General features: G+C 60.8%; 24 protein-coding genes. 21 read left to right on the top strand and 3 right to left on the bottom strand.

The window, feature by feature from the left end; all coding sequences use genetic code 11:
• Nucleotides 1–13: 13 nt before the first annotated feature.
• Entirely contained in the window at nt 14–676 is a 663-nt protein-coding gene (locus CFP68_RS16795) for a L,D-transpeptidase (RefSeq protein ID WP_027238623.1), read from the bottom strand.
• Nucleotides 677–780: 104 nt separating this feature from the next.
• On the opposite strand from CFP68_RS16795, the gene CFP68_RS17995 reads away from it, so the two are divergent.
• On the top strand, nt 781–975 hold the full coding sequence (locus CFP68_RS17995; RefSeq protein ID WP_145953478.1) for a hypothetical protein: 195 nt from the start codon (nt 781–783) through the stop codon (nt 973–975).
• A gap of 280 nt (nt 976–1,255) precedes the next feature.
• On the opposite strand, the gene CFP68_RS16800 is transcribed toward CFP68_RS17995, so the two are convergent.
• Nucleotides 1,256–2,335 carry a hypothetical protein gene (locus tag CFP68_RS16800; RefSeq protein WP_099828094.1) on the bottom strand — a complete coding sequence of 360 codons (1,080 nt, stop codon included), beginning with the start codon at nt 2,333–2,335 and terminating at the stop codon, nt 1,256–1,258.
• 227 nt (nt 2,336–2,562) lie between these two features.
• On the opposite strand from CFP68_RS16800, the gene CFP68_RS16805 reads away from it, so the two are divergent.
• The 7 genes from CFP68_RS16805 to CFP68_RS16835 all read left to right on the top strand — a co-directional run bounded on the left by CFP68_RS16805 (nt 2,563) and on the right by CFP68_RS16835 (nt 8,557).
• Nucleotides 2,563–3,444 (top strand): recombinase family protein, encoded by an 882-nt coding sequence (locus CFP68_RS16805; RefSeq protein ID WP_047997796.1) that lies wholly within the window; start codon nt 2,563–2,565, stop codon nt 3,442–3,444.
• A gap of 282 nt (nt 3,445–3,726) precedes the next feature.
• Nucleotides 3,727–4,914 (top strand): plasmid partitioning protein RepA, encoded by a 1,188-nt coding sequence (gene repA / locus CFP68_RS16810; RefSeq protein WP_099828095.1) that lies wholly within the window; start codon nt 3,727–3,729, stop codon nt 4,912–4,914.
• Entirely contained in the window at nt 4,914–5,984 is a 1,071-nt protein-coding gene (repB, locus tag CFP68_RS16815; RefSeq protein ID WP_099828096.1) for a plasmid partitioning protein RepB, read from the top strand. The genes repA and repB overlap by 1 nt, the downstream gene beginning before the upstream one ends.
• Before the next feature lie 155 nt (nt 5,985–6,139).
• Nucleotides 6,140–7,189 (top strand): helix-turn-helix domain-containing protein, encoded by a 1,050-nt coding sequence (locus CFP68_RS16820; RefSeq protein ID WP_099828111.1) that lies wholly within the window; start codon nt 6,140–6,142, stop codon nt 7,187–7,189.
• Nucleotides 7,190–7,606: 417 nt separating this feature from the next.
• On the top strand, nt 7,607–7,816 hold the full coding sequence (locus tag CFP68_RS16825) for a hypothetical protein (RefSeq protein WP_145953479.1): 210 nt from the start codon (nt 7,607–7,609) through the stop codon (nt 7,814–7,816).
• A gap of 77 nt (nt 7,817–7,893) precedes the next feature.
• Nucleotides 7,894–8,148: a type II toxin-antitoxin system prevent-host-death family antitoxin gene (locus CFP68_RS16830; RefSeq protein ID WP_241524142.1), complete on the top strand. Its 255-nt coding sequence runs from the start codon at nt 7,894–7,896 to the stop codon at nt 8,146–8,148.
• Nucleotides 8,141–8,557 carry a hypothetical protein gene (locus CFP68_RS16835; protein WP_240453984.1) on the top strand — a complete coding sequence of 139 codons (417 nt, stop codon included), beginning with the start codon at nt 8,141–8,143 and terminating at the stop codon, nt 8,555–8,557. Before CFP68_RS16830 ends, CFP68_RS16835 begins: the two co-directional genes overlap by 8 nt.
• A gap of 28 nt (nt 8,558–8,585) precedes the next feature.
• Here CFP68_RS16835 and CFP68_RS16840 read toward each other — a convergent pair whose 3' ends face one another.
• Complete coding sequence (locus CFP68_RS16840) at nt 8,586–8,879, bottom strand: hypothetical protein (RefSeq protein WP_099828099.1); 294 nt, start codon at nt 8,877–8,879, stop codon at nt 8,586–8,588.
• 352 nt (nt 8,880–9,231) lie between these two features.
• Between CFP68_RS16840 and CFP68_RS16845 the strand changes: the two genes are divergently transcribed.
• The 13 genes from CFP68_RS16845 to CFP68_RS16905 form a co-directional block, all read left to right on the top strand.
• A complete protein-coding gene (locus CFP68_RS16845) occupies nt 9,232–9,702 on the top strand; it encodes a hypothetical protein (protein WP_241524143.1) in 471 nt (156 codons plus the stop codon).
• A 40-nt stretch (nt 9,703–9,742) separates the two neighbouring features.
• Nucleotides 9,743–10,684, top strand: coding sequence for an ArdC family protein (locus CFP68_RS16850; protein ID WP_099828101.1), 942 nt, complete (start codon nt 9,743–9,745; stop codon nt 10,682–10,684).
• Between the two features lie 69 nt (nt 10,685–10,753).
• On the top strand, nt 10,754–11,143 hold the full coding sequence (locus tag CFP68_RS16855) for a DUF3768 domain-containing protein (RefSeq protein WP_099828102.1): 390 nt from the start codon (nt 10,754–10,756) through the stop codon (nt 11,141–11,143).
• 157 nt (nt 11,144–11,300) lie between these two features.
• The gene (locus CFP68_RS16860; RefSeq protein ID WP_099828103.1) at nt 11,301–13,283 is read left to right on the top strand and encodes a ParB/RepB/Spo0J family partition protein; all 1,983 of its coding nucleotides are present in this window, start codon (nt 11,301–11,303) and stop codon (nt 13,281–13,283) included.
• Between the two features lie 73 nt (nt 13,284–13,356).
• A complete protein-coding gene (locus CFP68_RS16865; protein ID WP_037911611.1) occupies nt 13,357–13,950 on the top strand; it encodes a hypothetical protein in 594 nt (197 codons plus the stop codon).
• Nucleotides 13,950–14,606, top strand: coding sequence for a DUF6927 domain-containing protein (locus CFP68_RS16870; protein WP_099828104.1), 657 nt, complete (start codon nt 13,950–13,952; stop codon nt 14,604–14,606). Before CFP68_RS16865 ends, CFP68_RS16870 begins: the two co-directional genes overlap by 1 nt.
• Before the next feature lie 104 nt (nt 14,607–14,710).
• Nucleotides 14,711–15,010, top strand: a complete 300-nt coding sequence (locus CFP68_RS16875; protein ID WP_044353023.1) for a type II toxin-antitoxin system RelB/DinJ family antitoxin — start codon at nt 14,711–14,713, stop codon at nt 15,008–15,010.
• Nucleotides 14,997–15,272: a type II toxin-antitoxin system RelE/ParE family toxin gene (locus CFP68_RS16880; RefSeq protein ID WP_071974127.1), complete on the top strand. Its 276-nt coding sequence runs from the start codon at nt 14,997–14,999 to the stop codon at nt 15,270–15,272. Before CFP68_RS16875 ends, CFP68_RS16880 begins: the two co-directional genes overlap by 14 nt.
• A gap of 106 nt (nt 15,273–15,378) precedes the next feature.
• Nucleotides 15,379–19,641, top strand: coding sequence for a strawberry notch family protein (locus CFP68_RS16885; RefSeq protein WP_099828105.1), 4,263 nt, complete (start codon nt 15,379–15,381; stop codon nt 19,639–19,641).
• Nucleotides 19,642–19,763: 122 nt separating this feature from the next.
• Nucleotides 19,764–20,150, top strand: coding sequence for a DUF6878 family protein (locus CFP68_RS16890; protein WP_067260971.1), 387 nt, complete (start codon nt 19,764–19,766; stop codon nt 20,148–20,150).
• Nucleotide 20,151: 1 nt separating this feature from the next.
• Nucleotides 20,152–20,613 (top strand): DUF6915 family protein, encoded by a 462-nt coding sequence (locus CFP68_RS16895; protein ID WP_099828112.1) that lies wholly within the window; start codon nt 20,152–20,154, stop codon nt 20,611–20,613.
• A 100-nt stretch (nt 20,614–20,713) separates the two neighbouring features.
• Nucleotides 20,714–21,016 (top strand): hypothetical protein, encoded by a 303-nt coding sequence (locus CFP68_RS16900; protein WP_099828106.1) that lies wholly within the window; start codon nt 20,714–20,716, stop codon nt 21,014–21,016.
• Between the two features lie 124 nt (nt 21,017–21,140).
• Nucleotides 21,141–21,393: DUF736 family protein (locus CFP68_RS16905; protein ID WP_145953480.1), on the top strand; the 253-nt coding region annotated here is incomplete at its 3' end.

The following is a 21,393-nucleotide window of genomic DNA, read 5'->3' on the forward strand; positions in this document are numbered from 1 at the left end:
CTACGCACCACACTCAACTTCGCGCGGTGACACTGTCCTCCGCTGAGTACAAATGTGCCGTCGATTCGATCTCAACGTTGGGATAAAGTTCGTTAATGTGAGCCATGACCATCCGCACGCAACCCGAACTGGCTCGACCGCCGATACTTCGCGGATAGGGCGTGCCGTGTATTCGAAGATAAGTGTCGCGGTCTCCGACGTACAGATAGATGGCTCGTGATCCCAAAGCGTTTTCGGGGCCGGGTTCCATCCCGTCGGCCCATCGTGCGTTTTCCGGATCCCGCTCGATCATGTTCTGGGTCGGCGTCCAATGCGGCCACCTCACCTTGCGTTTGATCGTGTAGACCCCGGGCTCATATAGGTTGCCCCGGGCAATGGCCACACCGTAGCGCATTGCGGTCCCGCTCTCCTCGATATGATAGAGATACCGCGCGACTGCATCGACATGGATGTCTCCTGGCACGAGTCCGGGTTTCGCGACCACGCGCTGGGGCAAAAAGCGCGGGTGTAGGCCCCAAGGGTTTGACGTAGCCGGATCGAATCCGGGCGGCGTGACTTGCGCGTCCCATTCAGCTTTCTGTGCCTCGGCGGGCCAGGTATCGGCCAACAGGGGGCTGGAAACAGACGCGGAGAATAGCGCCGTTGTTGTTTGAATGAAGTGTCGTCTTGTCAGCATGTCTTACCCTTTCGGTTCCCACCAGCAATCTATGGCAAGAACGGTATCTGTTCACTTTGATTAGATAAGACTTCTAGTGGCTAGAGGTTCAAGGACATATTTTCGTGAACACACACGATCCTTGTGATCCGCAATTTACCATCCGCTACTACGAAAAGATCCGCGCGGCGCCCAGCCTGACCCGGCCTGTTCCCGAGTCCACGGTTGCTGCAGAGTCAGATCCTGTCGAAGCTGGCGATGGAGGAGGGCCATATCGCCCGCTTCGCCTGAGCCGCGAACGGCAGTATGGTGAACTTTGACTTGCACGGTGACGGGGGCAAGCAAAGCAGCAACGACAAACAGGGCCGCGCGGTGTTCAAAATACCGGGCGTCTTGCTCGCCGCCTTCACCAGTAATCATAGATGGTGAAGGCACAACCGCACGGAAGCGCCGGCCACAGCGACCTTGCGCACTGGCGAGGAGTATCTCCAACTTCGAGCACCTTGATTACCAAGGTTCCGGCGGGCTTTGCCTCCTCCTACCGGAACTTTGGCCGACTGGCACGCACCCGTCAGGATACCGAGCGATGACGCTCATCTCTTAGGTCGTGGTGCGCCACATCCGATATCGTCCCTGCCCAGTCACCTCGCGGATCAGGCCTCGCGTTTCCATCCAGGCGAGGTTTCGCTGGACGGCGGCGCGGCTGGCACCGGTCAGGGTCTCGGCCATTGGGGCGGAGACGACGGGCCATTCGGTCAGCACGGCGCGCAATGCTGGTGGTGTCTTCCCAGAGAGCGGGGCCATCATGGTTTCCGCCCGAGCTGACCATGCCTGGATATCGTCGAGGTGTCGCATTGCTGTCAGGCATGCTGTTTCCATTCCCTCGAGCCAACGCTCTAAGCGCTCAGCCGATGGGCCACTGGCGCGCAGCCCCCCTGCCCCGCGTGTAGCCAGAGGCGCAAAGATGGCCCCCCCATTCGAACTCGGGCCTTCGCTGGCGGCAATGCGTGCGGCGGTAACCGCCGCTTCCATCCGGTCGCCCTGTTGCCCGAGGCCCGCAAGGCTCCAGAGGTGAAACCCCATGCAGGCGCGTGTGATCGGGTGCAGGTCGGCGGCTTGCGCCATCAGGTCAAGCCAACCGCCCGCGCGATCCGCAAAGGGCTCGGCTTCATCCGCCATGTTTTCGGGGTCACGGCGATCGAGGAAAGCGGACAGGTCCACCTCTGGGCCGGGACCGCCTGTCAGACGCCGCACTGCCCATCCGACACGCGCGAGCGCTGCGGTGTCGTCCTGCACACCGGACAAGCGCATGGATATCCAGAGCGCCAGCCGATCCGGTCCAATTCGGTCGCCCACAAACCAGCTGAGGTCTGCCGCCTCCATCAGCGCGAGCCTGTGCCGCCAGCCTTCCGGGCCACGGTGCAGCCGATCGTCTAGCGCGCCGGTCCGGCCAGCCACACGGGCGAGATGGGCGGCATTGCCCGCCTCTGCCTTCCGCCAATCGTCGAGGACTGCGGTTTCACGCAGATCTACCCTCGGTCCGGGCGGAAGATAATCCGGCTCCACTTCCATCGGACCGGGCAGGAACCACAGGTCGTCCTCAGACGTCTCTTCAAGCCCCTCCGAATCCACTAGAGGATCGTCAAAACTATCATACTGCGCAGATACTTGAGGCTTCATATGAGCAAAATACGGCACTTTTGCATTTTACCCAAGTGTTTTGTCAGGGTGCGCCCACACACCTTATATAGCACGCGCGCGCGGTGGTCTGCGAGATCTCTCTGATCACGCTCAGCGTATGGAAACCAAGGGATTTTTGATGAGCAGCATCACAGAGAGCGCCCTTGCATCTGTTTACAAACGGTCGTTTAGTAACGGTATATGAAATTGCAAACGGCCCCGTTTTCATGCCCCTGATAGGCTACGCGCGCGTTTCAACAGAGGATCAAACCCCCCTGCCCCAGTCGCAGGCCCTGAAATCCGCGGGCTGCGCCGAGATCCATGAAGAACAGGCCTCGGGCGGCAATCGTGCGCGGCCGGTGCTTGCGCGGGTGTTAGAACGCATCGGCAAGGGCGACACGCTGGTTGTCGTGCGGATCGACCGCCTCGCGCGATCCCTGTCGCATTTGCTGGAGGTGATCGAACGGCTGGAGGCCAAGGGTGCGTTCTTTCGTTCCATTCAGGACCCGATCGACACCGGATCCCCGCAAGGCAAGTTCACGCTGCAGGTCTTGGGCGCTGCGGCCGAGTTCGAGCGCGCCCTGATCCGGGAACGCACCAAGGCCGGCCTCGCCAGCGCGCGCACAAAGGGCCGCGTGGGCGGGAACCCTGGGCTGCGTGCCAAAGACCCTGCTGCTCTTCGCAAAGTGCGGCTGGCGCGACAGGACGGCTACATGGAGCGTTTGAACGAGACGGCACAAGATTGGGTGCCCCACGTGCGCCGGTTGCGACCCGACTTGGCTTGGGAGGACGTGCTGCGCATCATCAACGGCCCCTTGCCCGAGGCGCGTCGCTGGACCCAAAGCCGCCTGCTGCGCGCTGTGAAGGCCTATGTCCGCGACGGCTTCCTGCCTACCGAGGTGCTGGCCCGCGCCGGGCGCCGCGAAACGGACGATCGCTTGCCCGCCATTATTGCTGGCATCAAGGGCGCAGATCCTGACATCACGCTTCAAGCGATCTGTGAACGGCTGGAATCTATGCGCGAACGCACGCCCCGTGGCCGAACGAGATGGCAGCCCTCATCGGTCAAGATGCTGTTGGAGCGAGCCGAGAGACTGGGAATGATTTAAGAGACTCAGATTCGTTCTTTGGAAGCAAAACCGCCTATGTGAATCGGGTACATCTTGCGTTTAAGAGATGGCAGCGACACAAGCACTTGACGCGCTGGATCCGCGAAATAAGATAAGTCATTGTAAATAAATGATTTCACCGGATACCGGCCCACCATTTGAAAAAATCCTTGCCTGTCAAACGCTTTCCTGACATTTTTGCGGAAGAACGCTAACCATCAGTTTCCGGCGGTTTTGCGTTCCTTCTCAAGATAGACCCGGAAGACGGGCGGCGGGACGGGCATGAACGAGCAGCGGATCAGAATGGATCAAAAGATCCAAACGATGGCGACACGTCTAAGCAAATCGCTTGATGTGAATATGCGCAAGTCGTTTCTACCTGATGAACGAAAGGCTCTCAGACGCTTCTCATCCACGGAAGTTGCCCAGATCCTCGGGGTAAGCCAAGATTTTTTGCGGAAGATGTTTTTCGAGGACAAGCTCGATCTCGGTGAAATCGAGACAGACGCCCGCGGCCGCAGGTTCTACACTGCAGAGCAAATCGATATAGCGCGCCACGAAATAGCCCGGTCAAGCACCAAGTTCCAGCATATCGTTCCTCGTCGTCGGGATGGGGAGCATATCCAGATCATTTCGATCGCCAACTTCAAAGGGGGCGCTGGGAAGACGACAACGGCGATTCATCTGGCCCAAAAGCTTGCCCTTGATGGTTATCGAGTTCTGGCAATCGATCTCGACCCACAAGCCTCCATGACCACCATGTTCGGTTTCCGGCCGGAAATCGACTTCCCTGAGGCCGGAACGGTGTACGATGCCCTTCGGTACGAGGACCCTATCCCATTTAGAGACGTTGTGCGCAAAACGTATTTCCACAACCTCGATCTAGCCGCGGCCGGCTTGTTGCTCTCTGAGTTCGAGACCGAAACCGCACACGCCCTTCGAAACAATATCAGGCCGCCGTTCTATCAGCGGCTTGCCCTTTGCATTAATGAAGTCGAGACAGACTACGACATTGTCGTCATCGACTGCCCACCGCAACTCGGGTTTACCACACTATCGGCTTTGGTAGCGTCGACATCCCTAGTCGTCACTGTCATTCCAAGCATGCTTGACGTCGCCTCGATGGCCCAATTCCTGCAGCTCACATCCAGCCTCATGGCAACAATTGCTGATGTGGGCGCATCGCCCGACTGGGACTTCATGAGATTTCTAATCACTCGTTTCGAGCCCAATGACGGCCCCCAAACCCAGATGGCGGCTTTCCTGCGGACCATGTTCACGGATGACGTTCTTACTCAGCCTTTCCTGAAATCCTCCGCAGTCTCTGACGCTGGGCTCACGCAACAGACACTGTTCGAGATCGCCAGAACGGATTTTCATCGCCAGACGTACGATCGGGCTATCGAGTCCATCAACGGGGTTGTGGCGGAGGTCGAAGGGCTCATCAAAACGGCATGGGGGCGTAAGTAATGGCCCGCAAAGTCACATTCGACATTCCCGAGGATGAAGAAAAGCAGCAGAGCTCGTCGATTTCTCCGACTCGAACCCAGTCACGAGCCCCTGCCCTTTCGGGAATGGCCCGTTCTCTTCAGGATGCGGCACAATCTTCAATTCAAGAAATCAGTACCGACCTTATTGATGATTCCGAGTTCCAGGATCGTCTGGCCCTGGATGACGAAGATGACATCAGGGAACTGGCTGAAAGCATTGACAAGCAGGGACAGCTTATCCCGATACTTCTGAGCCCCGAAGGGGGGCGGTACAGGATCATCTATGGGCGCAGGCGATTAGCGGCCCTTCGACTTATTGGCAAGCCCGCAAAGGCTCTCATCAGAGGCTTGGATGAGGATCAAGCGATTCTTGCACAAGGCCAAGAAAACAGCTTCCGAAAAGACCTCAGCTGGATCGAGAAAGCCCTGTTTGCACGTTCTCTCATAGAGTCCGGCAAGGATGAGGGACTGGTCTGTGACGCCCTCAACATCGATCAGAAAGCCAGGAAAGCCGGTGACAAGCTCACGGGACTTGCTCGCATGAAACAAGTCACTTCCTGTATTCCGACTGAACTCATTCAAAAGATCGGGGCGGCACCCGGGGTTGGACGGGATCGTTGGTATGCTGCCGCAAAGTCTTATGAGAGCCTTGGCTTCTCTGGAGATGAAGGGTTTCCGGCCGGAAACCGAGAATTCCATGATGCTCTCATGGAATCCAGAGGTTCAGGCAAGACCTCCGACGAACGCTTTGCGATCTTCGAAGGGCTCCTGAAACAGCACAAGCCCCCTGCCCCATCGGCAATCAAGACAAAACTCGGGATGGTGAAGGTCACCAAAAGAAACGTGATCATCACCGTCAAGAACGGAGATGACGGGCTTCATAAGTGGATCTCTGAGAATCCAGAGGCCGCTCTTCTCGCGTTGGCGAACGCGAAGGCCGCTGGTCCAGGGCAGATCATTACCCCGGAGAAAATGGAACCCATGGGTAACCCAGTCTCCGGCAGGGATCAGGATCTTGATGGTCCTGACATAGACGATAACGAAAACTGAGCAGAAAGGAGGACAGGCCAGAAAAGGAAAGACCCCCCGAAAGCAGTGCTTCCGAAGGGCCTCGATTAGCTTAGACACCTGATTGATACCCCGAAGCCGAATCGTTTTCAACACCGTTCGCGGTGAACGGGGAAGCTTTTTCAGCCGACATCATCATGAGACAGGTATTTTCTCACACACCCGCCTTGGCGGAACGATCTTCTGTACCCGGTACGAACCCGTACAGGGTCATCGAGCCGATCCGAGCGCTTCGCAAAGAACTCGGTCTGACACCAAATGACCTGGTAACACTGCAGGCCTTGATCAGCTTCATGCCGAAGAAGGCCGGACAAACAGCTCCAATGACTATCGTCTTTCCCTCAAACGCATCATTGTCTGAGAGAACGAACGGCCTGAACGAGAGAACGATTCGACGGTGTATCGGACACCTCGTGGATGCCGGGCTGATCCAGCGCAGGGATAGCGCAACCCGCAAACGGTTCCCTCTTCGCTACGGTGGATTGATCAGAGATGCCTTTGGCTTCGATCTGCAGCCAATGTATGATCGGGAAAGAGAGCTCACCGAACACGCAGAACAGCTTGTGGGCGATCAGGAAAAGCTACGGTCGCTCAAGGCGGAGGCACTGGCTCTTCGTGTCGAGGCTTTGCGCCAAGCAAAGGATGTTGAGACTGTCTCATTTCTCCAAAACGTACGAAACATCCTACGCCGTGCAACTCTCAAAGCCGACGAAATCATAGAGCTTATCAAGAGGCTGGCAGAGTTGGTCGGAGCGACCATCAGAGAGTTTCCGGCCGGAAACCATGACACTCAGGAAACAATGCCCGACCAAATGTCCGGCGACGACGGACAAAATGTCCGGCACGTAGAACCCACAAGATTGAATATAAAAAAGGATAGAGCAGATGCGCAATGCACCTCTGGTTTTCAGGAACGCCGAGATCCGACAATTATGGCTTGGACGGACCTGAAAAACGTATCGGACTTCTTCCCGGATGAACCAAGAGATCATCAATCAGTTCTCGAAATATTGGCCGATGTCGGAAAATTGCTAAGAATAGAACAAGGCAGGATCATAAAACACCTTAGAGAACGAGGTCCAGGGCAGCTCCTTATTGCACTCGACGAATTAATTTTGAGAGCCAGCACAGGACAGGTGAAAAACAACAACGCCTACCTCGACGCTATGATGAGGCAAGGAAACTGATGCTCTTGCCACATAAACTCGACCGGCTGGTGAGTCTGCTTAGCCATCGAAGATCAAGAGACAAATGCGGCACACTTCAAACCATACGATCATCAAGAAGAAGAATGGTGGTTTGAAGGTTAACCCAGATCACCCGCGTCAGGTGCAGGTCTGGGATGTGATCAACTTATCATGAAACAAGAAGCCATTCCAGGTTTGCTAGATGTTCACAGACGCCTCGGCCCAGGTGGCCAACCTTACCGCCGTCTTTGTCTGTGTTAATGCTTATAACGCTGAGGGTGGCACAATGCTGCTCGATTGGCTGGTGACGGATGAAGAAGCGACCCATACCAAACTACTCTCCGAGTATCAGGCCTTGGAAAACGAGTACGCTAGACAAGATGAACTCCCCCCGAGATCGATACGCAGCTTGGCGTGTTGGAAGCAGAGATCCAAAAGATCGAGATCCGGCCGATAGCCTTCAATCCGACAGACATCGGGCGGGCAGGGGCCTTCGTCATGTTTGACCGCTACGGCGCGTTGGCAGTCTCTCGCGGCTACGACCACCTGACCTCGGACGAGTCCATTGAAGACGGCAACACCGCCTATGAGTACACCTACACTGAGACCGTGCGGCGGTTCGGATGACACATGGAAGGGCTCAACCCATCTCTTGCAGAATATCCAGAATGTATGTATATTCTGGACAAATGGAGACCCTGATCATGCATGAGCTTCCCGAGTTCAAGGCGGCCGACCTGACGCGGCACACAAGTGACCTGTTCGACGCGGCCATTCGGTCGCCGATTGCGATCACCAAACATCGCAAGCCGAAATTCGTGCTGATGAGCATGGACCAGTACCAGCACCTCACCCGGGGGGCCACGCAACAGGCTCATATGGTTGACGAGATGCCCGAGGATCTCAAGGCGCTGATGATTGAAGGGCTCGAGCGGGACTTGACGCGGGCGGATGACTAAGCCTGCCGCTGGAGAGGTTTTCCGCTATCCGTTCCTGTGGAAACGCGAACAGATGGCGGGCGAGACCGAGGGCCGCAAGACGCGGCCTGTCTGTATCGCCGTCACTGTCGCCAAGTCCGATAGCGAGACCGTGGTGTTCATCCTGCCGATCACCACGCAGCCGCCCTTGCCATCGCGCAAGTTCATCGAGGTGCCACAGATCGAGTCGCAGCGCGTGGGGTTGGAAACCCATGTTCGCAAATGGGTCATGCTGGACGAGATCAACACCGATATTCTGGAGCGGTCCTATGTCTGGGAGGACCGCACGCCCATCGGCACGTTCAGTTCAGTCTTCACATCCAAAATCCAGTCCAGCCTGATCGCGCTTGCCAGGTCGGGCGGGGCATCCGTTGTCGATCGGCTGAAGTAATCTCGATCACTGCAGGGTCTGCCCAGCTTCACTTGTTCCCATCGATCCACTTCGACATCAGCTCCTTGTCGCGGAAGCATTCGTCCGGCACGGCGCGGCGCTTGATGCGGGCGAGGCGCTCGGCAAAGGCGACCTGCTTTGATGTCGGGCGGCTGTCCTGCGCGCCTGGGTTCAGTTTGGCTTGTGCGTCGATCCAGGCGCTCAGGGACCGCCGATCTTGCTGAACCTCCCACGGCAAAAGCGTCTGGTTGCGCAGGGCCAGCGACCGCGCATAGGCAATCTGCTTTGGCGTCGCGGGCAGGGCGTAAGTGGTGCTTTCCATCAGGGAACTCCCTTCTTAGCTGGGCTTTCAGTATAGAACATAACGGGAACAAATACAAGCCGCCTGCAGAAATCATGGGGTTTGAGAGGAAGAGGAGGGCCGGGGGAGGTCAGGCCTGAGGATGCCCGAAAGAGGGTGTCCGGGCCTGATCCTGTTCCTCATTGGGGTCTGATGCCAGAAAGTGCAGGATCCTGCGTTCTCATGAGCTTCGCATTTAACAATCTCCGGCATCAGATCCCTAACGAGTGAAAGTGTCCTTCGGGTTTTGTGACTGACGGATGAGGGCCTTTGGGGTCCCTCAGATGGGTCCGGGCCGGATTCCGGTCTGTCTTTCCTGATGAAGGGCATTCCGATGCAAACAGGTGTTTTGCGCGTGTTGCGCGCGACCGCTGCCTGGTGGTGGCGACACAAGGAACTACGCCGAACCGGCCAGACGGGGCAGGCACAACGGCTCGAGCGCGAGACTGTCCTGCGTGACCTCGGCTATCTGAAGCAGGCGGCGTCATTGCCAAACGCGCATGTGATCTGCGGAGAGGGTGGAACATTCATCCATCTCGGTTGGACCACCGTGTCGACCTTCGCGCCCATCGAGCGCTTTCCCTTGGCCGCTCTTGCGGTCGCACGTGGCACGCCGTTCATCGATATCCGACCCGTCACCGATCTCATCACCTTCGCGAACCTGCCGCGGGTGGCGCGGGACGGATCGGTCGACCCTGACTCTTCGGGTCCCGGCCAGTCCGTGTCGCTGACCACCTACATCGACATGGTCGAAGCCCTCGGTGCCAGGATCGCCAACGATCCGCGCCCCTGTCGGTCAACCTAGTCACCACTCCCTCTCACCAAAACTCGAAAGGAGGCCAGCCATGGCCCGATCCCGCACGCCCAAATTCGATGCCTCAGAGGTCATCACAAACGAAATCATCCGCATCATCGAGCGCGGCGTCCTGCCGTGGCGCAAGCCATGGACCGCAGGTGGCAGCTCTCGTCCCCTGCGCGTGGGCGGAGAACCCTACCAAGGGGTGAACAACTTCCTGCTGACGATGCGGACCGTGATGGCGGGCCACAGCTCTCCCTTCTGGATGACGCTGCCGCAAGCCAATGCGTTGGACGCAAAGGTCCGCAAGGGCGAGAAGTCCTCTGTCGTCGTTTATTACGGTCAAAGCCGGAAAGACGCGGGCGCATATGAGCATGACCGCAGCGACGGGGATGATCACTCCGAGGAAGCCCGTATATTCCGCTTCCAGAAATCCTACCGCGTGTTCAATGCCTGCCAGATCGAGGGCTTGCCCGACAGCTTCTTTCCGGACCCGGAGCCCGTGCCCGAGCATCCGCCGTCCGAGCCCATCCCGCACATGCAGGCGTTTTTCGATGCCATCGACATCACGACCGTCTTTACCGGCACGGAAGCCTACTACCTGCCGCCCGTGGACAAGGTCTACATGCCGTCGATCACCCGGTTCCACGACCCGCGCAATTTCTACGGGGTCTGGGCCCATGAGCTGGCCCATGCCACGAAAGCCCCGCATCGGCTAAACCGCGATTTCGGGCTCTCGAAGTTTGGCAACACGGCCTATGCCCGCGAAGAGATCGTCGCCGAACTGACCTCGGTTTTTTTGGGTCAGACACTCGGCTTCACGGCCCATACGCTCGAGATGAATGCCGCCTACCTGCACAACTGGTTGCGTGTCCTTCGCTCAGATAAGGGCGCGATCTTCCGCCACGCCGCGGACGCGCAACGTGCCTGCGACTATCTGATTGCCAGATCAGAGACGGGCAGGGCCGGGGAGAACGCTGAGGCCGCTTGAGGGGTGTGCGTCAGCAAGAGTGAAAGAAGGCTTTGGGAAGGGTGTTTCAACTTCTCAAAGGAGAGCCCTATGACCATTACTGCACAGCCCCAGCCAGACCGTCCGGATCCGACCGTGATCGCGGTGCAGAACGACGCGTTTCGCAAACTTGCATGCCTTGGGGTGCCGCCCGCGCAACCCATCCAGGGCCGCATGCATGTCACCCGCTCGCTTATGGAGGCCGGCGATGGCTTCATGGCCGAGGCGGTCAAAGCAACCGGTGAGTTTGCCACGTTCGAGCCTGAGAATGATCCCGAGGGCTGGCACGATTTCGGGGCGGTCGATATCCGGGGAGAGACCGTGTTCTGGAAGATCGATCTGTATGAAGCAGGCTCGGATTTCCGCTACGGGGCCGAGACCCCGGACAACCCCGCCACCACCATGCGCGTGCTGACCATCATGCTGGCGCGCGACTGGTAAAGGGGCAGGGGACGCCCCCCCCCCCTGACATCTCAGACGATGAAGGCCCGCTGCCCCTCAAAAGGCAAAGCGGGCCTTCTGTCGTTTTGATCCCCGAAGCCGGGGATTGGTCGCGCGCGAGCGCGGGCCGCACCATACCCATCGAAAAGGACATCCTATGACCGCAAGTTTCAAACCCGTCTCCGTCGCTATCGGCGATCTGACCGCCCATCCCGCCAACGTGCGCAGCAACTCCCCGGAAACCTATGACCCCGAGAACATCGCGCATCTCAAAGCCAGCATCGCCGTTCTGGGCCTGCTCCAGCCGCTCCTGGTCCAGAAGCTTGACGGCAAATACGCCGTCCTCGCTGGTGGCCGGCGCCATGCCGCGCTGAAGGAGCTGGTCGCTGACAAGGTCGCGAAGGGGTTCACCGCGAAAACCAAGATCGACTGCCGCCTCGTGCCGGACGATTGCGACGTCACCACGGCACTGTCGCTCGCCGAGAACATCACGCAGGCCCCCATGAATGCGATTGACGAGTTCGAGGCCTTCGCGCGGATGATGGAGGTCGACGGTCAGACGCCTGAGACCATCGCAAAGACTTTCGGCACGACCGTTGCCGCCGTGAAAGGCCGGTTGCGCTACGGGCTGATCCACCCCGATATCCGCGCCGCCGCTCGGGCGAAGACGATCACGCTCGACACGATGAAGGCCTTTGCCGAGCACCCGAGCCAGGAGGTTCAGCGCGAGGTCTACGAGGCGCTCACCAAGGAAGACAGCTATCTGCAGGCCTATACCGTCCGGCAAGCGCTCAAATCTCGCGGCGTGCAGGTCAGCGACGATATCGGAGCCTTCGTGCGCGCGGACTACGAGGCGCGTGGCGGTGCCGTCGCGGCTGACCTTCTGGAAGAGCATTCCGTGCTCGAGGATGCGGCGCTGGTCGAGACCATCCTGCTCGAGAAGCTCGGGGTCGCCGCCGAGGAGGTTCGCGCGAAACTGGGCTTTGCCTGGGCGGATGCGATGGTCCGCTACGATTACGCGACCATGGCGGACTATGGCCGGGTCTATCCCGGCCCGATCGAGCCGGATGAGGCTGCCCAGAAGCGCATCGATGAGATCACCGCCGAGCTTGAGCAACTGCAACTCGAGACGGAGAACGAAGAGCTCGATGAGGACGCCTACGCCGTGCTCTGCGACCGAGTGGAGGCTCTGGAAGAGGACGCCCGCGACCTGCAGGAGGCCTATAGCGCCGAGGATCTCGCCCGTGCAGGCGTGATCGCGTCCTGGTCGGGCGGGCAGGTGACGCTCCATGTGGGCCTCTTGCGCCCGGAGGACATCGTGAAAGAAGAGGGCGCGCGCGCCGACTCAGCCAACACGACCGGGGAGGAAGCCCCCGACGCCGGCGAAATCACCTACCCGGCCTCGCTGGCCGACGATCTCAAGACCGAGCGGGCCATGGCATTGGGGGCCGCGATGGCGCTGCATCCGGAAGCCACGCTCGATCTGACGCTCTTCAAGCTGGTGAGCGACGTTCTGGCCAGCGGCATGGCCGTGACGCAGGCGATCAAGATCGATGCCCGCAAGGAATACCGCAGCCATGCCAAGATGGACGAGATCGACGAGACCTCGCTCGAGCAGGTGGCGGCGGCGCATGATGCGCTTGATCTCTCCTGGCTCGATGACACCCGCGCGCCCGCCGATCAGTTCGCGGCGTTTCGCGCGCTGGAGGCCGGCGAGAAGGCCAAGCTCGTGGCCTATGCCACGGCCAGCACCACGCAGTCCTGCTTCGCGCGGGACCGCCAGCGCGACAGCCTGATGCATGCGTTCGAGATCGAGATCATGCCCGACATCCGCGCCCACTGGACGCCGAATGCGGCGCTCTTCAACCGCTTCAAGAAGGCTTGGCTCCTGAAGATCCTCGGCGAGGATCTGGGATTGGCCCAGGAGGCGGTGACGCTGGCCTCGTCGAGCAAGAAAGAGATCGTCGCCTTCTGCGACAAGCTCTTCGCCGAGCCCTTCGCCACGCTCACGGACGCGCAGCGCGCTGCCGTGGTCGCCTGGTGCCCGCCGATGATGCAGACGGCCGGTGTCGCCTGTGATGAGGCGGAGCCCATCGAGGAATCTCCGGAGCCTGACAGCGAGGTCGCGCAAGCGGCCTGAGTCCTCACGCGACCCGCGCGAGGCATTCCCCGCGCGGGTCGACCCCTCCCACACCCAACGGAAAGACATCCCCATGGCTATTCTCAAGTTCTCTGCCTCCGCTGTTGCGGCGCAAATCGCGCATGCGCGCGCCTGCAAGACCTTCCTGCCCAACTGGAACGGGCCCGTGGACAGGCCCGCCCTGATCCTCATCGTCGGCAATGGTGTGCATCTGCGCTCGAACGGCATCGATGGCACGACCACCCGTATCGTTACCACCGAGCAGGCCGATCCTTCCTTCGCCTTCGCCGACGGCATGAACCCGTTTCGGGACACCGACTGGATGGCGCAGCGCCGCATGGCGTTTCGTGATCTGACCGGCCAGTTCTACACCGACATCCTGGATGACGTGCAGGTGCTCATCGACCGGGGGCGAGGGGCCATCCGGCTCGCCACCGATGGCCACAGCATCCGCGTCTTCGTGCGCCGGGCCTCGGATTATCTCATCGGCGGAACCTACGAAGTGCCCTCGGGCCTCGGCGGCACCTTCCGGGTTATCCTCAAGGATGCCTGCGACACCTTCGCGATCGTGCAGAACTGCGGCAACTGCGAGGACTTCGACGCCATGCAGCCCTATCGCGTGCCGCTCGATGCGCTGATGGAAATCGATGACCGGAGGGTGGCGTGATGGGATGGCTCTTCTACACCGACGGCCGCGTCCAGACCTACGCGGATGAGAAAGCAGAAATCACCCGGCTCTGCACCTCTCATGGCGACACGCGCAAAACCGAACTGGTCAAGGCCTGCAAGGTCGGCTCAACCTGGTATGCGGCGGCAAAGGTCACCAATCTCGACGGCACCCCTGTCGAAGACACGACCTATGTCACCGATGCGGATGGCTCCATCACTTTCGGGGCTGTCTTCCTCACCCGATACGATGACGGCTGCTGGGGCTACAAGGACATGGAGGAAAGTGCTGGCCCGAACGAATCTCGTGCTCCGCTTGGGCTGATCGAGCTTCTCTCCGACCTGAAAGACCCGGACAGCTACGCCCAGGACTGGCGTCAGCGCTGCCGGAATTGGGCTGCGATCCCGGACTACGAGGAAGGCGACAAGATCAGGCTCGCCACGCCCGTGACGCTCACCGATGGCAGTACATGCCAGATCGTCACCGCGACGCACTACAGGCGGGGCCGGCAAAAACGCCGCTGCTACCGCATCGAGGAAACCGGTGGGCTCGTACGCCTGTCGAAGGCCTCGCTTGCGGGCTCGGAGCTGCTCAGCTCCGCAAAAGGCGAGGCCAGTCCTGTGCTGGCGGAGTTCCTGGCGGGGCAGGGTGGCTGAGTTTCCCGCTGAGACAACACCACGGGACCACGCGCGCACATACTGCCGACTTGAATTCGTATCTCAAATGAGATACAACACTTCCATCAACTGGAGGACCATCCATGCCTGCCCAAACATCCATGCTTCATGTCCGTGTTGACGATCAGCTGAAAGCACAGGCTTCGGACGCACTTGCGGGCGTCGGTCTGACGCTCTCCGACGCGGTGCGTATTCTTCTGACCCGCGTGGCCGCAGAAGGCGGCTTGCCTGCCGGATTGACCGCTGATCCGGATGCCTATGACGCCTGGTTCAGGGCGAAGGTACAGGAAGCGCTGGACGATCCAAGGCCCACAACGCCCCATGCCAAGGCGATGCAAGACGCCCAGGCATTGATTGACGGGAAGCGCCTTGCCAAATCTTGAATGGAAAGCCACGGCCATAGCCGACTTGCTGGCAATCATTGACTACATCTCTGACGACAACCCGGATGCCGCCCAAGTTCTCAAAGACGAGATTGAACACAAGACGTCCCTCCTTCCAGAACGCCCTCAGATGTACCGCGCGGGCCGTGTGGACGGGACTAGGGAGATGGTTGTTCGGCCGAACTACATCGTGGTTTATGCTGAAAGCCCTGAGATGGTGACCATTTTGCGCGTTCTTCATGCTGCGCAGCAGTGGCCATGATCGGGGTGCAGGCCCCCCGCTAAGAAATTGCCCGCTCTACGCCTTCAAAGTGTAGAGCGGGCTTTTTGTCCTTTGGAACTCAGCCCCTGATCCAAAGGAATTTCCCATGTCCAAGCCTCTCTCAACGCTCCCCAATCCTGTTGAATCCGACGCTAACCTCACCTCTGCCCTCGCGCAGATCGGCGCGGAGGTCGACAACCAGCCCCTGCGCAGTTCAGCGCTCGCGCGTATCATGCGCGAGACGTTCCATGGCAGCGATGCCGGCGGTGCCTGGGACTGGCGCATGGCATATGACCTGATGCAGGCCGCGGCTGTTCAGGTGCTGCTGCGTGGGGACGGCGCGGCAGGTGACATCGCCGCTGCAAAGCTGCTTGCCTCGCGGCTCCTGACGGAAACCCGCCGCTCCGAGCAGCAGATCCGGCTGCAGCAGTTTTCCACGCCGCTGCCATTTGCGGCGCTGGTCTTGCAGGCCACGGCGATCCGCAAGGGCGAGACCGTTCTGGAGCCCTCGGCGGGCACCGGTGCACTGGCCGCTTTCGCCGCCCGGGCCGGTGCCACGCTTGTGCTCAATGAAATCGACCCCTTTCGACAGCGCCTCCTGCGCGCGGTTTTCGGCGGCGAGGTGACGGGCCATGACGGCGAGCATATCGACGATCTGCTTCAGTCGCCGGTTCTACCCGACGTCGTGGTGATGAACCCGCCCTTCGCCTCCTCGGTCGACCGCTCCCGAGACAAGCACATCGCGGCCAAACATCTCGTTGCGGCTGCAAAGCGCCTGGCACCCGGCGGACGGCTGGTGGCGATCATGCCGCCAGGATTCACGCCCGAACGCGATGCCGCGCATTGGTCCCGCGCCTGCGGCCTCCTGACGCCGCGACTGGCGTTGACGATGCCGGGGCAGGTCTACCGCAAGCTCGGCACCTCTGTCGAAACCCAGCTGATGGTCTTCGACAAGGTGCAGGAGGACGGCGAGATGATCCGCGTCCCTGTGCGGGATCTGGATGAAGCCTTGGCATATGTCGATGCCGTGGCCGCAACCCGGACCGAGATGCGCCCCGCCCAAAGGGCTGAAGCGATCCCTCATGCTCGGCCAACCGTTCCATCATCTGCCCCGCGCAAGACCGCTGCCGGTGTTGTCACCGCCTCCAAGCACCGGGCCAATGTCGTTCGCCCGCTCAGCTTCACAAACTTTGATGCTCCGCGCGACAACATGCCGGTCTCGGATATCTATGCGCGCTACCGCCCGCAGCGGATCGAGATCGCGGGCGCACAAGAACATCCCACGCCGCTCGTCGAGAGCATCGCCATGGCCTCGGTTGCCCCGCCCATGCCCTCAAACACGGGCAGTGATGACTTGCGCCTGCCCGCCCGGTTGATCGAGGAGGGACATCTCTCCGAGGCGCAGCTCGAGACCATCATCATGGCGCATGATGCCCATGGGCGCGACCTGCCCGGTAGGTTCACCATCGATGACGACCAGCCCAAGCTGACGCGCGCCGATGATGACCCGGATGCACGGGCCTATCGCCTTGGTTACTTTCTCGGCGACGGCACCGGTTGCGGCAAGGGACGCGAATGCGCAGGGCTCATCCTTGTCAACTGGCTGGCCGGGCGCAGGAAGGCGATCTGGGTCTCCAAATCCGCCACGCTTATCGAGGACGCGATCCGCGACTGGACCGATCTCGGCGGCTCGCCTGCCGACATTCAGCCGCTTTCCAAATGGAAACCGGACCAGCCCATCCCGATGGGCGACGGCATCCTCTTCGTCACCTACGCCACGCTGCGGTCCGCGGGCAAATGCAGCACCACGCGGCTCAGCCAGATTCTCGACTGGATGGGCGCGGGGTTCGACGGCGTGCTGGCCTTCGATGAGGCCCATGCCATGCAGAACGCGGCCGGGTCCGAGCAGGGCAGGGGGGTCAAACCCTCGCAGCAGGGCCTTGCGGGCCTGCGGCTGCAACTGGCAGCACCCCGCGCCCGCGTCTTCTACATCTCGGCCACGGGTGCCACGAGCGTGCACAACCTCGCCTATGCCGCGCGGCTGGGGCTCTGGGGGCAGGGCCCCGAATACCCCTTCCCAAGCCGCGAGAGCTTCGTTTCTGCGATGGAAGCCGGCGGTGTCGCCGCCATGGAGGTGGTTGCCCGCGATCTCAAGACGCTCGGCCTCTACACGGCCCGCGCCCTCAGTTTCGACGGCGTGGAGTATGACGTGCTCGAACACGCGCTCACCCCTGCCCAGATCGAGATCTACGACGCCTATGCGGGCGCGTTTCGGACGATCCATCACAATCTCGAAGCGGCGCTGACAGCGACCGGCGTCAACGACGCCTCTGGCGAGACCAATGCCTCGGCCGCACGCGCCTCGGCCAAGTCCCGCTTCGAGAGCACGAAGCAGCGTTTCTTCAACCATCTCCTGATGGGCATGAAGGCCCCGACCATCATCCGCGCGATCGAGGATGATCTGGCGGCGGGCAACGCATGCGTCATCCAGGTTGTCTCGACAGGCGAGAGCCTGCTGAAACGCCGGCTCGAGACGATGGACCCAGAGGATGAGCTCGTCGAGGGCGCGCTGACGCCGCGCGACTATGTTCTTGGCTACCTCGAACAGGCCTTCCCGATCCATGCGCAAAAGCTTGTCGAGATCGACGGCAACATGGTGGCTGAACCCTTGCGCGACGCCAATGGCGCGCTGGTTGTCTCCCGCGAAGCGCTTGCCCTGCGCGATGCGGCCATGATGGAGTTGATGACGCTGGCGCCGATCCCCTCGGCGCTCGATCAGATCCTCTGGGCTTTTGGCGACGAGGCCGTGGCCGAAGTGACCGGAAGGTCGATTCGACCTCTGAAGGCGGACGATGGCCACCTCTTCATCGAGAAGCGCGCCGCCAGCAGCAATTCGTCGGAGACCCAAGCCTTTATGGATGGTGAGAAGGACATCCTGATCTTCTCCGATGCGGGCGGGACGGGCCGATCTTACCATGCGGCGCAAACGGCGAAGAACCAGAAACGACGCCGGCACTACCTGTTGGAGCCCGGCTGGCGCGCCGATGCGGCCATCCAGGGCCTGGGCCGCACCCATCGCTCGGCCCAGGTCAGCGCGCCCTTCTTCCGGGTCTGCACCTCGGATGTGCATGGCGAAAAGCGTTTCACCTCGACGATAGCCAAGCGCCTCGACCAGCTGGGGGCCTTGACCAAGGGTCAGCGCGAGACCGGCTCGCAGGGCATGTTCCGCGAGGAGGACAATCTCGAAAGCCCGATCGCGCGGGCGGCACTGCGTGGGTATTTCGCCGATCTTGCCGCCGGGCGCGCTGAGGCGATGAGCTACGAGAGCTTCACCGACCGGACGGCCCTGCGGCTGATCGACAAGGACGGGGTGCTCCTTGAGGAGCTTCCCCCGATCCAGCGGTTTCTCAACCGGGTGCTTGCCCTGCCCATCCACATGCAGAACGCACTCTTTGCCGAGTTCATGCGCCGGATCGCTGATCAGACGGAACGGGCGCGCGCGGCGGGCACGCTCGATCTCGGCGTCGAAACCCTGCGCGGCGAAAGGATCGAACAGGTCTCCACAGAGGATCTCTGGACCTGCCCGAAATCCGGTGCCGTGACGCGGATCATCGGGCTCAAGGTGACGGACCCGGTCCATGTCCTGGGCGCCGAAGAGGCCATATCTCGCAATCCGGACAAGCTGCCGATGGTCAATCGCGCCTCCGGTCGCGCGGCGCTCATCTCGGCGCGGCCCATGCAGATGTATGACGAGGACATTGTCACGCTGATGCGCAAGGCGGTGCGGCCAAACGGGTCGAGCTATCTCGAAGAGGCACGGTTTGAGTCCTCGGCTTGGGAAGAGATCGACAGGCCCGAGTTCGCACGTCTTTGGGGTGAAGAGGCTGCTGCCCTTCCCAAAACCACCACGACCAAGCTCTACCTGCTGACCGGGCTGCTGTTGCCAATCTGGAAGGACATACCGACCACCAATGAGCGCATTTACCGCGTCACGCCCGACGGGGCGACCGCGATGATCGGGCGCACGCTGAGCGAGGAAGGGGCGGCCGCGCTGCGCGCCCGCTTCCTCGTCTCAAACCCGCAAACACCGCAGGAGATGTTGACCACCGCCCTCGGCACCACCGCGCCTGTCGATCTGGGCCGGGGTCTCACCTTGACCCGTCGCCGTGTCGCAGGCGAGATGCGCCTCGAGCTGGGCGGCGCGGATCGGGGCATGATCGACGGCCTCAAGGCCCTCGGCTGCTTTACCGAGATCATCGCCTTCCAGCTGCGGGTGTTCCTGCCGCATGGTGACGGGATCGATACGGGAAGCATTCTGGCCCGGATCGTGGGGCAGGAAGCCGCCAGAGCGGCAGAACAAGCCGCCTGAAAAGTCAAAGCGGGCTTCCGGTCGGGCGTCGCGGATCTGGGTTTCACCGGTCTGCGCTTTCCGGGCGCGTGCAGACCAATGCCACGCCCGGTCCCCCCAAATTCAGACGAGAGGACAGACCCATGACCAATCCCCAAATCGACTATGCCGCAATGGCGGCTCAGTGGCGTGCAGAGCGCGAAACCACCTTGAAGGCATCCAGAGTGGAGCTGCTCGCGCAACTACGTGCGCTTGGCATCAGCGAGGTCACTGCCGAATATGAAGGCTATGGCGACTCCGGCAATGTCGAGGATGTGACGGTGCGGCCTGCAGAGGTCAACCTGCCGGAGCCGCTTGTCACAGAAGTTGGCGATTTCGCCTGGTCGCTCGCCTATCACCATCACCCGGGGTTCGAAAACAACGAGGGCGGCTACGGCACGCTGACCTGGGACATAGCACTAGACAGCATCACCCTCGATCACGCGGACCGCTATGTCGAATGCTCGCACAGCTATGATGAGGGTCTTTGAGATGGCCCATCCGCTTCATCATGCTGAAAGCTCTGCCCGGAAATTCGGCGGGGTGCCGTCCGACTATCAAGCCGTCCACGACTGGTTCGACGCCTCGAAAGAGCACCTCGCGCTCTTCACGCACCGAGCCATGCGCCATCATGCTCAAGGCCTGTTTGAAGCCGAACGTGTCTTCGGCCTGACCCTGACCAATAGCGCTGGTCGGGACATACCTGTGCGCTGGATCGGCGAGCAACATGTCCGCGAAGATTGCCAGGGCCGTATCCCGAGCATGGCGGACTGGCTGCGACGGATCCAGCCCGAGCCATGGATGGCCAATGGCCATATCGACCGGCATTCTGGCGATGAGCCCTGCGGCGACCCAAGGGTCGCCTGGGCCTCCGAGGTCGCCGCCGGAAGAACGGTTCTTGGCCTGAAGGATTGGATGGCGGCGCGCGCGACGCAAGCCACGCAAAGCGCCTGACAGCTCTTGGCCGTTTGCCAAACGAATACTGCATGGAAGCCCGGTTGGACGACCGGGCTTCTTGCGTCGTTTCCCCACCATTCTTCTTGAGGAGGTTCGCATGACACTCGAAGACATCAAGGCGGCCGTCGATGCCGGCCAGACCGTGCATTGGGCCAATACCGGCTACGTTGTCCACAAGGACCGGCTTGGGCAGTACCTGATCACCTATGTGCCGAACGGCAGCTGCATCGGTCTGACCGACCAGGAAGGGCAACGGTTGAACGGCAAAGAGGAGGAGTTCTTCATCGCGCGGTCGGAGGACAGCGTTGAAAATCCGGGCAACCAATCAAGACCGGACGGGCAGGGGAGGAGCGTAGCACCCGGAGGCGCGGGGGCATTCCCACTCGGACGGCAGCGCTGACCCGTGGGCGGGGCTGAAAGGAAAGCAGGCTTTCTGATTTGTGATCCCTCAAGGGGTCGAGAAAGCAATCCCGGATGCGTTGGCAAAAACGTCAGGCACCGGCCAATCCAAAAGGAACCATCCCATGTTCGCAGGAACCCTCACCCGCAATGTCGAGACCTCAGCCGCCGAGTACACCGGCATGATCCATTCGGCGCGCTTTGACATCGCCATCCAGCTCGAGGCACGGGCCAAGATGTCCGCTCGCAGCCCGGATTACGACGTGACGGCAGTCAACAAATCAGGCCGCAAGGTGCGTATCGGCACGGCCTGGAACGAGACCGGCAATACCAGCGGCAACCCCTACATCTCGATGCAGATCGATGTCGGCCTCGGCC

The organism is Oceaniglobus indicus, from assembly GCF_002751875.1.
In the GTDB taxonomy this organism is placed as follows: domain Bacteria; phylum Pseudomonadota; class Alphaproteobacteria; order Rhodobacterales; family Rhodobacteraceae; genus Oceaniglobus; species Oceaniglobus indicus.